Source organism: Nostoc sp., from assembly GCF_036917815.1.
Lineage (GTDB): Bacteria > Cyanobacteriota > Cyanobacteriia > Cyanobacteriales > Nostocaceae > Nostoc.
The window spans coordinates 104,744-121,072 of sequence record NZ_JBALEK010000065.1; the positions used below are offsets into that span (position 1 = coordinate 104,744).

14 protein-coding genes and 1 tRNA gene are annotated in these 16,329 nt (G+C 41.4%); 8 read left to right on the forward strand and 7 right to left on the reverse strand.

Translation table 11 applies throughout. The features are described 5' to 3' along the window. Positions 1-706: 706 nt before the first annotated feature. Positions 707-3,751 (forward strand): PA14 domain-containing protein, encoded by a 3,045-nt coding sequence (locus V7K97_RS20510; RefSeq protein ID WP_334802843.1) that lies wholly within the window; start codon positions 707-709, stop codon positions 3,749-3,751. 573 nt (positions 3,752-4,324) lie between these two features. Here V7K97_RS20510 and V7K97_RS20515 read toward each other — a convergent pair. The 4 genes from V7K97_RS20515 to V7K97_RS20530 all read right to left on the reverse strand — a co-directional run bounded on the left by V7K97_RS20515 (position 4,325) and on the right by V7K97_RS20530 (position 7,472). After that, positions 4,325-4,516 carry a hypothetical protein gene (locus tag V7K97_RS20515; RefSeq protein ID WP_334802844.1) on the reverse strand — a complete coding sequence of 64 codons (192 nt, stop codon included), beginning with the start codon at positions 4,514-4,516 and terminating at the stop codon, positions 4,325-4,327. Between the two features lie 69 nt (positions 4,517-4,585). Next, positions 4,586-6,136: a mercuric reductase gene (locus V7K97_RS20520; protein ID WP_334802845.1), complete on the reverse strand. Its 1,551-nt coding sequence runs from the start codon at positions 6,134-6,136 to the stop codon at positions 4,586-4,588. Positions 6,137-6,556: 420 nt separating this feature from the next. Beyond that, positions 6,557-6,871, reverse strand: a complete 315-nt coding sequence (locus tag V7K97_RS20525) for a YkvA family protein (protein WP_334802846.1) — start codon at positions 6,869-6,871, stop codon at positions 6,557-6,559. 418 nt (positions 6,872-7,289) lie between these two features. Beyond that, positions 7,290-7,472: an STAS-like domain-containing protein gene (locus V7K97_RS20530; RefSeq protein WP_334802847.1), complete on the reverse strand. Its 183-nt coding sequence runs from the start codon at positions 7,470-7,472 to the stop codon at positions 7,290-7,292. A gap of 312 nt (positions 7,473-7,784) precedes the next feature. Between V7K97_RS20530 and V7K97_RS20535 the strand changes: the two genes are divergently transcribed. Genes V7K97_RS20535 through V7K97_RS20545 form a run of 3 tightly spaced genes read left to right on the forward strand, consistent with a single transcriptional unit; the run spans position 7,785 to position 9,459 of the window. Next, positions 7,785-8,459, forward strand: a complete 675-nt coding sequence (locus tag V7K97_RS20535; protein ID WP_334802848.1) for a hypothetical protein — start codon at positions 7,785-7,787, stop codon at positions 8,457-8,459. A 16-nt stretch (positions 8,460-8,475) separates the two neighbouring features. Continuing rightward, positions 8,476-9,099 carry a hypothetical protein gene (locus V7K97_RS20540; protein WP_334802849.1) on the forward strand — a complete coding sequence of 208 codons (624 nt, stop codon included), beginning with the start codon at positions 8,476-8,478 and terminating at the stop codon, positions 9,097-9,099. Between the two features lie 3 nt (positions 9,100-9,102). Further along, complete coding sequence (locus tag V7K97_RS20545) at positions 9,103-9,459, forward strand: hypothetical protein (protein WP_334802850.1); 357 nt, start codon at positions 9,103-9,105, stop codon at positions 9,457-9,459. Positions 9,460-9,723: 264 nt separating this feature from the next. On the opposite strand, the gene V7K97_RS20550 is transcribed toward V7K97_RS20545, so the two are convergent. Further along, positions 9,724-9,966: a hypothetical protein gene (locus tag V7K97_RS20550; RefSeq protein ID WP_334802851.1), complete on the reverse strand. Its 243-nt coding sequence runs from the start codon at positions 9,964-9,966 to the stop codon at positions 9,724-9,726. Between the two features lie 207 nt (positions 9,967-10,173). Beyond that, positions 10,174-10,247 (reverse strand) — tRNA-Pro (locus V7K97_RS20555). A gap of 137 nt (positions 10,248-10,384) precedes the next feature. Between V7K97_RS20555 and lipA the strand changes: the two genes are divergently transcribed. The 4 genes from lipA to V7K97_RS20575 all read left to right on the forward strand — a co-directional run bounded on the left by lipA (position 10,385) and on the right by V7K97_RS20575 (position 15,054). Then, the gene (gene lipA, locus V7K97_RS20560) at positions 10,385-11,263 is read left to right on the forward strand and encodes a lipoyl synthase (protein ID WP_334802852.1); all 879 of its coding nucleotides are present in this window, start codon (positions 10,385-10,387) and stop codon (positions 11,261-11,263) included. A 58-nt stretch (positions 11,264-11,321) separates the two neighbouring features. Then, a complete protein-coding gene (locus V7K97_RS20565) occupies positions 11,322-12,251 on the forward strand; it encodes an NAD(P)H-dependent glycerol-3-phosphate dehydrogenase (protein WP_334802853.1) in 930 nt (309 codons plus the stop codon). Positions 12,252-12,940: 689 nt separating this feature from the next. Beyond that, the gene (gene sigC, locus V7K97_RS20570) at positions 12,941-14,191 is read left to right on the forward strand and encodes an RNA polymerase sigma factor SigC (RefSeq protein WP_334802854.1); all 1,251 of its coding nucleotides are present in this window, start codon (positions 12,941-12,943) and stop codon (positions 14,189-14,191) included. Between the two features lie 407 nt (positions 14,192-14,598). Beyond that, positions 14,599-15,054 carry a Fur family transcriptional regulator gene (locus tag V7K97_RS20575; protein ID WP_334802855.1) on the forward strand — a complete coding sequence of 152 codons (456 nt, stop codon included), beginning with the start codon at positions 14,599-14,601 and terminating at the stop codon, positions 15,052-15,054. 130 nt (positions 15,055-15,184) lie between these two features. Here the strand turns inward: V7K97_RS20575 and V7K97_RS20580 are convergent, their stop codons facing one another. Continuing rightward, positions 15,185-16,324, reverse strand: coding sequence for a peptidoglycan-binding domain-containing protein (locus V7K97_RS20580; protein ID WP_334802856.1), 1,140 nt, complete (start codon positions 16,322-16,324; stop codon positions 15,185-15,187). Positions 16,325-16,329 lie beyond the last annotated feature (5 nt).

A 16,329-nucleotide genomic window follows, 5' to 3' on the forward strand; every position in this document is an offset into this window, starting at 1 on the left:
GTGGATAAAAGTATGAGATTATCCACTATGTTGGTAATTTTACGTTGCGAACTTTTATTTAAAAATCATCAAAACTTTAATATTCCTTTAAAAAAGGATATATAAATATGAATTTTTAATTAAACAAAGCTCCACAAAAAAGATAGACATAACACTGTGATATATTTTCAAATGTGTAATTCATTGATCCCAGTAAAATACTTAATAGAAATGTTCAATATCTTACCTAAGATACTTAAATATCTACTCTGATTGGGTATTGCTTCACCTCAACTTCATGCATCTGTATATCAGTGAGATTAGAAGCTGCCAGAAATTTGTAGAAATCAAACAAAGATTAATAAGGACTAATGCGCCCTTAAATTAATCTCTGGTATTTTTTCTCATACGCACTTTTCTATATATCTGCTTTCAGAGAAGATGTAGGAATGCGTATCATTTCATCATGCTATTTTATCTTAATGTTGATACAAGGGGACAGCAAATGTAGTGGAGTAAATGAGCATGATAACAGATAATTTCTATCAACAATTGAGTAGTGAAATAGTATCAATAGTAATGAATATATTAATAGGGAAATAATTTTTTTATTAATATATCTTGTCTATGTAATTACGAATTTTTGTTGAAAGTATTAAATATAAAACTAATCCTAAATCATTGATTACGGCATTAGTTTTAGAACTATTGTGAGGGATCTATCTGAATGAGTGAATCACAGAATCAACCGTTATCAACATCTCCAAGTCCAATAATTGCTGCTCAACCATCTGCTCTAGATAATCAGGTACAACTCAGCAGTACTTCTGCTCGGGCTAGCAATGTGCTTTCTCAGGGAAATGGACTCAAAGCAGAGTACTACGACAACATCAACTTCACCAATCTGAAACAAACTCGCATAGATCCAACGGTGAACTTTAATTGGGGCACTGGTTCTCCAACACCGTCCGTCGGTGCAGATACCTTCTCGGTACGTTGGACAGGTCAGGTAGAAGCTGAGTACAGCGAAAATTACAAGTTCTACACCACTAGTGATGATGGTATACGCCTGTGGGTCAACGATCAACTAGTCATCGATAAGTTTATCAATCAACCTGCCACAGAATACAGTGGCTCCATCGCACTGGTTGCAGGTCAGAAGTACAATATCAAACTCGAATACTACGATAATCTATCCGTAGCCGTTTCCAAACTGTCTTGGTCAAGCTCCTCTCAGGCCAAGGAAATCATTCCTCAGTCTCAACTGTATAGTAATGTCAACATCGCTGCTAATGGCAACGGACTCAAAGCAGAGTACTACGACAACATCAACTTCACCAATCTGAAGCAAACTCGCATAGATCCGACGGTGAACTTTAATTGGGGCACTGGTTCTCCAACACCGTCCGTCGGTGCAGATACCTTCTCGGTACGTTGGACAGGTCAGGTAGAAGCTGAGTACAGCGAAAATTACAAGTTCTACACCACTAGTGATGATGGTATACGCCTGTGGGTCAACGATCAACTAGTCATCGATAAGTTTATCAATCAACCTGCCACAGAATACAGTGGCTCCATCGCACTGGTTGCAGGTCAGAAGTACAATATCAAACTCGAATACTACGATAATCTATCCGTAGCCGTTTCCAAACTGTCTTGGTCAAGCTCCTCTCAGACCAAGGAAATCATTCCTCAGTCTCAACTATATTCACCACAGATTCAGACCACCATCACATTAGGATCATCTTCGACGACTGTGAGCGAAGGCGCTGGTAGTGTTGCAGTAAATATATTTAGAAGTGGCGATTTAAGCGTCACATCTTCAATCAAGTATGCCACCCTATCTAATACTGCCACAGCAGGAGTTGACTACGGAAGTGAAGGTGTCGAAAGCGCTGGAACAGTTATCTTTGCGCCGGGACAAAGCAGCATACAGGTATCCATTCCGATCAATGACGATTCCTTAGCAGAACCCGATGAAACCTTTAATTTTGTCATTGATCAGCCACAGGGGGCAACATTAGGACTCCAAAGAACTCTCGGACTTACGATTCAAGATAACGATCGCTCTGCCCTCGACTTCAGTAAGCCAATAGTTAATGAGGGTGACGGTTCTGCAACGGTGACAGTTACACGGGGTAACGCTTTGGGATCTGCTCGTCTAGACTACATAACCGTGGATGGGACGGCTAAAGCGGGATCTGACTACCAAGCTGTATCTGGAACCTTGAACTTTGCAGCCGGACAAACCAGCAAGACCATTGCTATCCCCATTATTAATGACAACATTGGGGAATCAAATGAAACATTTACTTTGAAGTTCAGTAACGCAGTTGGAGTGCAGCTAACTACTCAACAGACAACTATCAGTATTATTGATAATGACCCTGGTAACTTTGCTTTAGATAAAGTCACTTCTGGTTTGACTCAACCCACAGCTTTTGACTGGACACCTGATGGTACGACCATGTTCATTGCCCAGAAAAATGGGGTAGTGCGAGTCTTGAAAAACGGCACATTATTATCAACACCATTTATCAATATTTCTGGAGAGGTAAATGATACGCGCGATCGCGGTCTGTTAGACATTGCCGTACATCCAGATTTTGGCAAAAATCCAAACGGTAACAACTATGTTTACCTGTTATATACATACGATCCACCAGAAACTAATCCAAACAATGCTAAGAACAATCCCAATAGCATATTGGACAATCCCGATCAGAGTGGGAATCGTACTGGACGGCTAACTCGCGTGACCGCTGACCCCAACACTAATTACACTACTGCTATTGCTGGCAGCGAAGTTGTGCTGCTGGGTACTAATGGCACTTGGGATAATATCAGCCACCCAGATGGAAATAGCACAGATGTCTCACTTGGCTATGCACCATCAGGAATTCTCAACAAAGATACTGGTAAGCCGTTTAATAGCTTACAGGATTATCTGAATAATCTCGATAAAGTCCAAAATATCCAGAATTTTATCGCCAACGATAGTGAATCTCACTCAGTTGGTTCTGTGCGCTTTGGTACTGATGGTTCTCTGTTTGTTAGCTTAGGAGATGGCACTTCCTACAATGGCATAGACCCCCGAGCAATTCGCGTCCAGGATAACAATAGTCTGTCCGGTAAGATTCTGCGGATTAACGCCATTACTGGTCAAGGCTTATCAAGTAATCCTTTCTACAACGGTGACGCCAATAGCAATATTTCCAAAGTTTATGACTCAGGTCTGCGTAACCCCTTCCGCTTCACAATTGATCAAAAGACCAATACCCCCTACATTGGTGATGTTGGCTTCACTACTTGGGAAGAGGTCAATGTCGGAAAACCAGGAGCTAACTTTGGCTGGCCATTCTATGAAGGTGGCCTTGATGCAAATGGTAATGTCGTCAGCCTGAAACAACCAAAATATGCTGTCTTAGATGCAGCGCAAGACTTTTATAATAGTGGCACAACTGTTACAGCAGCAATTTACACATACAACCATTTTGGTGCTTCTAATTCGATTATCATGGGTGACTTTTATACAGGCGATACTTTCCCCTCAATCTATCAAGGTGCCTTATTTGTTGCTGATTCCACTCAACAAACCATTGATGCTTTGACATTGGATAGTCAGGGCAAAGTTGTTTCAGTTAAGCGGTTTGCTTCCCAAAAAGACACGCCTAATCTCGGAGTGCCCGTAAAAATCATGACTGGTCCCGATGGCAATCTGTACTACGCAAACTTGACCGGAGGCGAGATTGATCGCTTCCGACCTGTTTAGGGATTTCCAAGAAAGAAATTATCCAATTGAAGAAGGAGTCAGAAGTCAGAATCCAGGAGTCAGAATCAATTGGATGGGGATTCAGACCCGAATGGCACTAAGAAAAGCCCAAAAGCCTGTGTAGCCTCGTTCCCAGCCTGGAGGCTGGGAATGTATTCCGAGAGGCTCCGCCTCTGGTCAAAAAAGAGGAGGCGGCAGCCCCCCCAGAATGCAGGGCTGTTTCATTCGTTCAGATCAGAATTTTGTCAAGAGTATCAACCAGAAAATTTAGTGAGTTGGTAATCGAAAAATTACTGTTTCAATCGGTAAATTTAAGTGCGATCGCCTGGTTTTTGACCCAATTAGAGTGTTTAAAAACCTGATTTTTTTGACTGATACGCTTGTAAATTAAGGTCTTTTAGGGAATGAATCAGCCCTGCCCCAGAATGGGTTCCCAGCCTGGAGGCTTGTTCCAGTCAGCGCAAGGGCTGTATCTTAACTTAGTGCCATTCGATTCAGACCCCAACCAATTGTAGACACCGTGCAGACGATGGGGTTTTAAACCCGTTTATTCATCCGCCACTCGCACAGAATTCAATTCTGAATTCTGGCTCCTGACTCCTGAATTCTGTTTGATAAACGTAGACGCTGCATCGGCTTGCCGCAGGCTACCACTCCAGACGCAGAGAACACAGAGAGAGGATAAATAGAGAGGGTTTTGTGTCCGTTTTGGGATATTTTTTGTGGGATGGGTGTCCCCACCCGTCCCAGATTTAGAGCGCTCATGTTGCCCACCCCACAAAATGGATAATTTATTTCTTGTCAGTCCCTTGCCTGACTGTTCACTAATTTTGGTCAAGATAATTTGGTCAGAAATCCCAAGAATTTTTTGGTATTTGATGTCAGGAGTGTACGACGATAAGTATCAGCTGCTTTTTTAATAGCTTCGGCTTGAGTGGGATAAGGATGAATCACATTGCTTAACTTACTCAAACCGATCTGATTCACCATTGCCGTAGTCACAACTGATATCATCTCACCCGCATGACTGGCGACGATAGTTGCACCGATGATTTCATCAGACCCTTTTTTATGGTGGATTTTGAGAAATCCTGACTCTTCACCATCTGCGATCGCTCGGTCTACACTACTAAAAGGTATGTTAATTGTCGTCACCTCAATACCCAATTTCTGCGCCTCGTGTTCATACATCCCTACGTGGGCAATTTCTGGGTCAGTATAAGTTACCCAAGGCATCACCAGATTACTGAGTTTAGAGCGTCCCAAGCCAAAGGGAGAAAACAGGGTATTCTTAATTACAATCCGCGCCGCCGCATCAGCAGCATGAGTAAACTTCCAGTTCATGCAGATATCGCCAGCTGCATAAATTTTGGGATTGGTTGTCTGGAGGTAATCATTTACCTTCACACCTTGGCGCTTGTCGTATTCTACCCCTACTGATTCTAAATTCAAACCTTCCACATTTGGCGATCGCCCCGCACCGACTAAAATTTCATCCACTGTCACCGAATCTCGATGACCATTGGCAGAAAAGTAAAGTCGTTTCCCCTCAGTAACTGTTACCACTTCTTCCAACTTGGAATTTAGTACCACGCGAATTCCTTCGCTAATCAAAACCTTTTGGAGAATTTCAGCCGCCTTAGCATCTTCTTTATTCAGAAGATGAGAACCGCTATGAAAAAGTACCACCTCAGAACCCAAACGCCGGAAAGCTTGCGCCAATTCGCAACCAATAGGACCGCCACCAATCACTGCCAAATGTTCCGGTCGTTGAATCAGGGAAAAAACCCTCTCATTGGTTAGATAACCCGCCTGTTCAATTCCTGGAATCGACAATTGTGCAGCTCTTGTGCCAGTGGCAATTACAGCTTTTTTAAACTTGAGGGTTTTGTCGCCAACTTCCACAGTATTTTTACTTGCAAATCGACCGCTACCCAAAAAGACATCGACACCCAACGATGAGAACCGCTCCACCGAGTCATTATGGCTGATATCAGCCCTTATCCGCCGCATCCTTGCCATAACTTTCGGAAAATCAACATCAATATTATGTTGGGGGATATTAACTCCCAAGTCTTGAGCATCCAAGATTTCGCCAACGACGCGGGCAGAGCGAATAATAGTTTTAGATGGTACGCAACCAACATTTAAGCAATCTCCACCCATAAGATGCTTTTCAATCAACGCCACTTTTAAACCCAAATCCAGACCCGCCGCACCCGCCGCAACTACTAATCCTGCCGTACCAGCACCAATTACTACCAAATCGTAAACATCGGCGGGTTGAGGATTAACCCAATTTGGTGGATGGACATAAGACACCAATTTTTGGTTATACTCATCCATTGGGCGAACTGTGACTCTTTCTAAGTCTGAATTGTTCATTGGCAAAACCTCTTTTAAAATTAATAATCCCGATAAGTTTAGGCGGTTCAGTCTTTTATTTTTTATAGTTGTTTAATAAGGAATACAACCTTTGAATTGTTTTGTCTGTTTGGGAATTGACAAATAAGATTGGAACTGGGAGCATCCTGTTTTGGGGGATTGCCCTGCGCTAAGGCGCACGCTAGGCGAACAGACTAGAAGTATTGGGCTATACAAACTAAACCCGCCTGCGCGGGTTTCAGAATGACTATCGTCTTCGTAAAGGGAATTGAAAGCAGCTATCGGATGAAAAATCAGTGCCGAATTAATCCTTCAGTTTTTGCAAATTGACAAAACTTTTCTTCATCACCTTGACTAATATAAAAAATAGGTAGTAGGGTGCAATTTATCGTCACCAGCCTACCCACTGTTTTATTAAATCTACTTAACAGAAACAGCATCAACATCAATAGTGCTTGCAGTGGAGGTAGACCCCTCAGTAGTATTGGGTACTTCGGTATCCACATCACCCTTACGAGCTTTCCAGCCTTCAATCACTAACCCAGACACCTCACTAACTAGCAAGGTCAAAAGAAAAACATCATCAATCTGTCCCACAACGGGTATAAAATCTGGGGCAATATCAATTGGGCTAACCAAATAGACTAGTGTTCCTAAAATTACCCACCAACGGTACTTGGGATTACGAAGCAAATTGCGATACCAGGTGTAAAGTGATTGGATTGAAAATTTCATATTTTGAACCTCCAGTTATCTTTAATTTTGACAAATTATGCTAAAAATTCCCGGTGTGAATAACCGCCCTAGTTAGTCTGGAAGACGCTACTGGTCATATGTCAACAAAGATAAATAGATGCGATCGCTATTTGTGGAGTAGGCGAACTGCGTCTGCAATTTTTCGACGTATTTTTGGCTTGTCCCTGTTTGCGTTAAAGCACTTTTTTACTTATTCCGTAAGGGTTTCAGGCTTTGATGGTTACTGATCTCGGTTTGCGTTAAAACACTTTTATGCCCAAAACGGGAGATAGCGAGCATAGCGGGTAGAGGTTGATTCTGATTCGTCAACCATTGGGTGTGACGATGAAACCAAGACCGATTCGATTGTGTGGTGCTTGTTATCAGGAGTCACCTTGTCACCGCGTCGAGTGGCAGTTTAAGGATTTGATGGTCCAATAGCAAAGTTAAAGAACGGGGAAGCAAAAATTTCTACTCCTGCAAAGTCTAGCTCAACTTCATTAAGAGCTAATAATTCTGGATGAACCAAATCATACACTTTCTGACCATCGCCAGGTGTAATACAGTTTTTGCCTATTAGGGTTAGGATTTCGTGTTTCATAGCCGTATTTCATCTTAATAGGAGCGATATCTAAAATCTTTGTTCTGTGGCTGAAAACCTTTAATAGATGTGTTTCTGCCCCTTCGATGGATGGCATAGCATAAAAAGTCTGTTTAAGATGTATTTAAAATTCTTTACTTTTTCTGATAAAAAGGTACATTTTTAGGATGATTTAGGATGATTATAGATATATAGCATTGCAAAGTGGCCGGAAAGCAACTCGCTAGTCGTGTAGTTGTATTACAGTCGTATGAGGAGGTTGTTTTACTCAGTCCTGTGTAATCTTAGCCGTTGGTGAGGGTTAATTGTCTAATGCTCAGTAAAAATGTGGAAGTTAGAGATTTTTCGATTGTGGTGGTGGCGGATAACCAAAATCCATCAATCTTGAATCCTGACTTTTTGAAGTACAACCAAATTGTACCGCCTGACTGGGAGTTGGCAATGCCGCCGATTTGTACCCCTGCTCTATCTCAAGTTGTGTTCAAAAATGGAGTTAATGTAGTAGCTCAGTCCGATAGAGTCACTTTCTGGGAAGCATTAGATAATGATAATCTAGTGTTCCAAATCCCAGAAATTTCATGTAAGTATATTGATATCGTTCCTGCTTCCGATTATAGAGCTGTGGGAATTAATATAAATGCTCATCTTCTTATAGCAAATAAAGAAGATAATCAAGATACTGTTTTAACTAAATTAATTAGTCAAGGAAAATGGAAAAATTTTCAAGGTAAGTCACCAAATGCTGTTGTTCAATTCACATATCAATTAGATAGTGCTAACTTAATGATTGCTATACAAGAAGCAATTATTCAACAAAATCATAATAACGAATTAGTAAATGTACTTAACTTTTCAGCCAATTTTCATAGAGAATTAATTAACGGTAGTTACCCGGAAAAAATATCTTATGTAAAAAATGTTATACAATATTGTAAGAGTGATTTTGAGATTTTTATTTCTTTTGTAGAAGAAGCTTTTTTAGAGTGATAGCAAGGGTAACAACATGAAGAAAATCGCTTGGGGAGATACCAGTCTCAATGGTATTAAAGGGAAGGATACCACTTCAATTTATAAAACAGCAGATCAAATTTACCCTGTTTCTACAACCTACACGAAATGTGTTGTTCCTGTGTCATCTGCTTCAAAAGCTGCTATTTTAAGGTATTTAACTTTTAATCGTGTTTACGATATAAGAGATTCTTCCTTATTTATCGATACGCGTAAGCAACAGGTTTTTGACTGGCAGAAAAATACTAATGCTTATCAAAGAATTATTCACTTGTCAGATTTGGAAGATAAGTGGGATGGTTATGATGCTCCTAAGTTTTCTAAAGAACAGATTGATTTAGCTCTCAACCTCTACTCTAATTTCCGTACTTACTGTATTAATAGAGGACTTTATTTTTCAAAGGTTGAACCGTTTATCGCCCCATGCTCTGATGGTATGATTTTATTTGAATGGGCTGGTAAACGTTTCCATTTCAGACAGTTAGAAATTTATATTCCCGTGTCAGCAGAGGATAAACTTGAATATTTGAAGACTGAAGGCAATTTAGACATCGAAGGAGAATTCCATCTAGAGGAGTTATATCCTATACTAGATTGGCTATTTAAATTCGACTGTTAATAAATGGCTGAACCCTATCAAGTAAAGCCCTCTGATAAGCTGCTGAGGTGGCTGCATCCAGGTCAAATTCACCCAGAGGAAAATAGACCAACTTCAGCAGCTTTTAGATATTTTGAGATGTCTGTAGATATACTTTCTCTCACAACAATAGAAGAAAGCTATATCAGAGCTAAAAAAATAGGTAAAAATGCTGTTGTATCTATAAAAGCTCAATTGGTTATGGAAAAAGGTTTAGAAATTTGCCATAAGCCAGTTGAGGGTAATGATGCTCATGCTGTTATTTTAGGTAAAAAAACTAACTCAATTGCTAAGTTTTTGGCTAATAACTGCGAAATAGAAATTTATCCACCTAATCAGTAGTGAGTTAATTGCAGGTTCTCTCCTCAAAGTTCTCCTTTAAAAGCTTTATCTAAGATAGAAGGTAGTAGCCCATCAAGTTCTGTCATCGCCTGTTCTCTTAGGCGTTTCATTGTGTCTATTTTGGTTTAAGGAACTCAACAAGTTATTGAAGAAAAAACAGCAGATATTAAGAATAAGTTAGTAAAAGCCTTATTTGCTTATCAATGCAGAATTACTTCATCAATCTCAACAACCATCCCGGCTAGGGGTGGATTGAAAGTTACCTTATCCTTGCGATACTTTGAAAACAGCTACAGTTTCAACAACCATCCCGGCTAGGGGTGGGTTGAAAAAATTTTTCATCATTACAATTTTATTAAGAGGGTTGAAAGGCGCACTTCGTTCGGGATTATCCTGAATATTTGCAGTTAAACCATGTCCATCTTGAAAACTTAAGGTTTTTAAACTGCCTGTTGATACATGTAGCTTTTGGTATATAAGCTTTTCAAGCAATATTGGAAACACCACAGGTTTAAACCTGGATGAAGTTTATATTAGACTTTAGGGAAGCTTTATTTTGAACCAGCCCCAAAAAAGACAGTCGGCGACATTAATTTGTTAACGGTTACAAAAGCAACTTTGATGACATTAATTTGTTAACAGCGATATTAATTCGTTAATCACGACATTAATTTGTTAACGACGACAAATAATTAGTTATTCGACAACAAAAAATCGGGATGACTGGATTCGAACCAGCGGCCCCTTCGTCCCGAACGAAGTGCGCTACCAAGCTGCGCCACATCCCGCCATAAAAATGGCATTGTAAATACAAGAATATCACAATCTGTGCCAAATATCAGAATTACATCTATATATGATCACTTCATCAAAGGCTTTGCTTGCTACGATTAAATTTGTATAACTCTAGTGGTAAAAGCGGATTGTGACTGTAAAACCAGACTGGTTGCGGGTGAAAGCACCTGGGCGTGAGCGCATCGGTAATGTTAAAGAAATTTTGCGGGATTTAGCCCTCAATACAGTTTGCGAGGAAGCGTCCTGTCCGAATATTGGTGAATGCTTCAACGCTGGGACTGCTACGTTTTTAATTATGGGTCCTGCTTGTACACGCGCTTGTCCCTACTGCGATATTGATTTTGAGAAAAAACCCAAACCATTAGACTCCACCGAACCTGAACGATTAGCCCAAGCTGTTCGCCGCCTGAAACTCAATCATGTAGTAATCACTTCTGTAAACCGAGATGATTTGCTTGATGGTGGTGCATCTCAGTTTGTGGCCTGTATTGATGCGGTTCGCACTGTTTCACCAAACACCACAATTGAGGTGCTAATCCCTGACTTATGCGGTAATTGGAATGCTCTAGAGTTGATTCTACAAGCTGCGCCAGAGGTATTAAACCACAATACCGAAACTGTCCCACGCCTATATCGTCGGGTGCGTCCCCAAGGAAATTACGATCGCACTTTAGAATTATTGCAGCGCACTCGCCAAGTTTCTCCTAGCACATACACTAAATCCGGCATCATGGTTGGACTCGGTGAAACTGATGCCGAAATCCGCCAAGTCATGCAAGACTTACGAACCGTGGATTGTGACATTTTGACCATTGGGCAATATCTCCAACCCAGTCAAAAACACTTGCAAGTAAACGAATTTGTCAACCCAGAACAATTTGCGGATTGGAAGGCATTCGGCGAAGAAATCGGATTTTTACAAGTTGTTTCTTCACCATTGACAAGAAGTTCATATCATGCAGAACAAGTCAGAGAATTAATGGAACGTTACCCACGCAGCCAATTTTAGATTTTAGATTTTAGATTGGTGAGCTAAGAGGATAGGGTGATGGGGAGACTCTCGGTTAATGACTAATCCAAAAACTGTAGCAATTCTTGGTGCGGGTGCTTGGGGTGCATCTCTGGCAAATATCGCTGCCGCCAATGGTCATCAGGTGCGTGTGTGGTCGCGTCAAGGTTCCCAAACTCTCCAAGTAGTTTTAAAAGATGTTCAAATAGTCCTGTCTGCTATCTCGATGATTGGTGTGAGAGATGTTGCTTGCCAAGTCCAGTCTTTCCCCCTTTCTCCAGAGACAATTTTTGTGACGGCGACGAAAGGCTTAGACCCCCAAACCACCTGTACGCCTTCACAAATTTGGCAAACAATATTCCCTCACCATCCAGTGGTTGTTTTGTCTGGGCCTAATTTATCGAAAGAAATTCAAATGGGATTACCAGCAGCCACAGTGGTAGCCAGTAACATCCCCACGGCTGCGGAAGTAGTACAGTTAGTATTTTCTTCTCATCGTTTCCGGGTATATACCAATCCCGATCCCTTGGGGGTGGAATTGGGGGGAACATTGAAAAATGTGATTGCGATCGCAGCTGGTGTGTGCGATGGTTTACAACTGGGAACCAATGCCAAAGCTGCTTTAGTCACCCGTGGACTGACAGAAATGGTTCGCATCGGCAACAACTGGGGTGCAAAGACCGAAACATTTTATGGTTTATCGGGTCTAGGAGATTTGTTAGCAACGTGCAATAGTCCCTTAAGTCGCAATTACCAAGTCGGCTATCAGCTAGCTGGTGGTAAGTCACTTACAGAAACTCTGGCAAATTTACAAGGAACTGCTGAAGGAGTGAACACTTGCCGGGTTTTGATGCAACGAGCCAAGCAACAAAACATCGCAGTCCCAATTACCGAGCAAGTTTATCGGTTACTTCAAGGCGAAATCACACCCCGACAAGCACTTGATGAACTGATGCTGCGAGATATCAAGCCAGAATACAACTACTAGTTAGTAGTCTGTCAAGCTAGTTTTGAGGGGTTCGTAGTTGCGCTTTAGCGCTAAAGCGCAACTACGAACTAAATTGATACCCCTCAATTTAAACTTGACGGACTACTAGTTAGTAGTCCATTAAGTTGAAGTTGGCAGGTTAAGGCTGACATGCAAGAGAAAGCGAAACACGGAGAGAGTATTTGATAATATATCTACCTATTTTATCTCCGTGTCAAGAGAATTTTTGCCGTGAACACTAATCACTTCCCCGATATTCATTAGTTCTACTTATACCTGAATAATCCTGAGAAAAAATTAGTAAATCGTCAGGATATGACTTTTGTAGCCATGTAAATGTGACTATGCCAATTATAAAGATGACATTCACTGAAGGATGTTTATACTGTGTTACAAAAGTTACTATCAAAAACCATCAAGGTTGAAATGTTAACTAAGTAGTTGAAATATTGAAAGCCTAGCTGTGGATTTGAATAGCTATTGGTTTAATCAAAAATTTAGCAGCCGATTAAGTTCAGTAATCCTGTATCCAATCAAACCCTCACAGTTAATTTCTAAAAAAACTGTGATGGAACCTTCAACCATGTTAGTTCGCCGTAAATTGCGGGAACAATAGCAACAGTTGAATAGCTGACCGTAATCTAAGCTGACCGTAATCTATTGTTACCTGGAGCCATTGAGACGATCTTATGCCAGCAACATCTTTTTATGCAGATGCCCCCCACAATACCAGAAAGTCCCGCCAGGCTTTGGACTCGGATCTCACGGTTGATGACAGTGAGTTATCTGTAGATGACTTACAGGAGCTAGAGATGGCTTCTGTTGACAATGCTAACTTTGCTGCAAATACTAACCGTCGAAGTACAGACCTAGTACGTCTATATCTTCAAGAAATTGGTCGAGTTCGCTTGTTAGGGCGTGATGAAGAGGTTTCAGAAGCTCAAAAAGTCCAGCGTTACTTGCGGATGCGGATAGTACTTGCTAACGCTGCCAAGCTTGGGGATGAAGTAATTACGCCCTATCTTCGGTTAGTTGAAGTTCAAGAACGTCTTACTTCCGAATTGGGACATCGCCCGTCTTTGGAAAGATGGGCTGCTACTGCTGATATAGTTTTATCCGATCTTAGGCCAACTTTGGCAGATGGCAAACGTCGCTGGGCTGAAATCGCCAAGTTGACTGTAGAAGAGTTGGAGCAAGTTCAAATCCAAGGACTCCAAGCAAAGGAACACATGATTAAGGCGAATCTTCGCTTAGTTGTGTCTGTTGCTAAGAAGTATCAAAATCGTGGTTTGGAATTGTTGGATTTAGTCCAAGAAGGCACACTAGGTTTGGAGCGGGCTGTAGAAAAATTTGACCCAACTAAGGGTTATCGCTTCAGTACTTATGCTTACTGGTGGATTCGTCAGGGAATTACCCGAGCGATCGCTACTTCTAGTCGCACGATCCGCCTACCCGTTCATATTACCGAAAAGTTAAACAAAATCAAAAAGGCTCAACGCAAAATTGCTCAAGAAAAAGGTCGCACTCCAACTCTAGAAGATTTAGCAACTGAGTTAGAGATGACACCGACCCAAGTCCGAGAAGTTTTGCTGCGGGTACCTCGCTCCGTTTCTTTGGAAACCAAAGTAGGTAAAGATAAAGACACTGAGTTAGGCGAATTACTCGAAACTGACTGTGTTACCCCAGAAGAGATGTTAATGCGAGAATCTTTACAAAGAGATTTGCATCATCTTCTATCAGATTTGACTAGCCGGGAACGCGATGTAATTTTGATGCGGTTTGGTTTGGCTGATGGTCATCCTTACTCTTTAGCAGAAATTGGCCGCGCTCTTGACTTATCGCGCGAACGAGTGCGACAAATTGAATCCAAGGCTTTGCAAAAGCTCCGTCAACCCAAGCGCCGCAACCTCATCCGCGACTATTTGGAATCTCTAAGTTAGTCATTTGTCATTAGTCATTTGTCATTAGAAAACTACACTTGACAAATGACTAGGGACAAAAGGCTGATTTGATCCCAGGTAGAAAGTGTCTTAAAGGCTTATAGCAAATAATTTGCATTTAATCCTACAAGAGTTTGCCCTAGATATCTTGAATATGGCAAGCAACTAAGAAATTCAAAATTAACTCATTCAAAATTCAAAGTCAAGGGATGCAATCTTTACAAGTATCCTAACTATTAGCTGTATGCAAATTAAATGCACTACAGCTTATTACTTGAATTTTGATCAAGATTTGATGAATTGTTCTTAAATATTTAGTAGAAATTCTCAATAGGCAATGATTGTTGCAAATTGCTCCCAAGATTTGTTATATTCTCAACTAACAAGCTTTGTTGAGAACTATTAGTATGACTGTCTACACAACTACTTCACTCAAGGCAGAACTGAACGAAAGAGGCTGGCGTTTAACTCCCCAGCGCGAAACAATTTTACACATTTTTCAAGAACTTCCGCAAGGTGAACATTTGAGTGCGGAGGATCTTTATCATCGGTTAGAAATTGATGGCAAAGGGATCAGCCTATCAACTATTTATCGCAGCTTGAAGTTGATGGCAAGGATGGGAATTTTACGGGAACTAGAACTGGGGGAGGGACATAAACATTATGAAATCAACCAGCCCTATCCACATCATCACCATCACTTAATTTGTGTTAGATGCAACTCAACTATTGAGTTTAAAAATGACTCTATCTTAAAAATTGGGTCGAAAACCGCTCAAAAAGAAGGCTTTCACCTGCTTGACTGTCAAATGACTATCCATGCAGTGTGTCCCAAGTGCCAACGGGCGCTGATGCCGCTTTAGCACTTGGGGAAATAATCAGACGAAACTACTCAAATTAACCAAATAAGTGGAATTTTGAGCAGTTGGTAATTTGCTGTTACTAGAGGCTAGCAACGAGTTGAGGACTGATACTAACAATATAAAGCGGATGCTAAAAGCGTCCGCCCTTAAGATCCTTGAGACTGATGCCGTAGAATTCCTGGGCTTGTTTAATCGCTTTTTTGGTGTCATCTGCCATCACACCATTCAGCTTGCCTTTATAAAAACCCCGCTCCCTTAGTCGGGTTTGGATTTCTAGGGTATTAAATTCGCTTTTGCTAGCAGTATTAACTGAGCTATATAACTTAGCTCGCGTAGTTGGGCCAGCAACACCACTTGCTGTTAAGAAGTTAGCTGCCTGAAATCTCTTGACAGCATCGGCAGTATAGGGGCCATAGTAGCCATTTGGCTCTCCCTCTAAATATCCTGCCTGGATCAACTGTTCTTGAACGATTCTAACTGGCTCACCGCGATCGCCTACACGGAGTTTATCTCGATTGACTACCTTTTTGGGAGCCTCTTCTCCATCACCGATGCCAATTCCTGGCAATTTATGCAATGTTGCTGGGCCAACAACACCGTCAACACTTAATTTGTAAGAATCTTGGAACCGCTTGACAGATTCTTCGGTAATTGGGCCAAATATTCCTGTGGCGTTTCCGTAATAAAAGCCTGCGATTCTTAACCGTTCTTGTAAAACCCTCACATCTTCACCTTCATCCCCCTTTGTCAGGTAGTTGGGATTTTGGCGCTTACTGGTGGCTGAACTAGCTGAACTAGTAGTGCTGGGCTTTTTGGCTTGTGTACTTACAGCAGTGGGCTTTTTAGCTTGTGTAGTCGTAGTACTGGGATTTTTGCCTTGCCAGCTTTCTAATTTTTGCAGGGTGCTTGCTCCAACAATGCCGTCCACTGGTAAACCAGCGGCCTTTTGGAAGCGCCGCACAGCTTGTTGTGTGGATGCGTCATATACTTGGGTAACAGAAGCTTGGTAAAAACCTGCTGTTTTCAAGTTTTGTTGTAAATTTCTCACAGAAGGTCCTTGATCGCCTTTTTCCAATGCCATAACGCTGCTGACAGCGCTAAGAATGGACAGAGACAGAGCAAGGGGCATCATATACTTCCAAGCCCTACCAGATAGCCGTTTCCAGTCTGGGGCAGCTGCTTTGTTAAACAAAGAACTGAGGGAGACCAATTCACTGGGTGTGCTGTCTTCGTAGGCGAAAGCTAGGTGCAAATACGCAAGATTTTCCATATTTG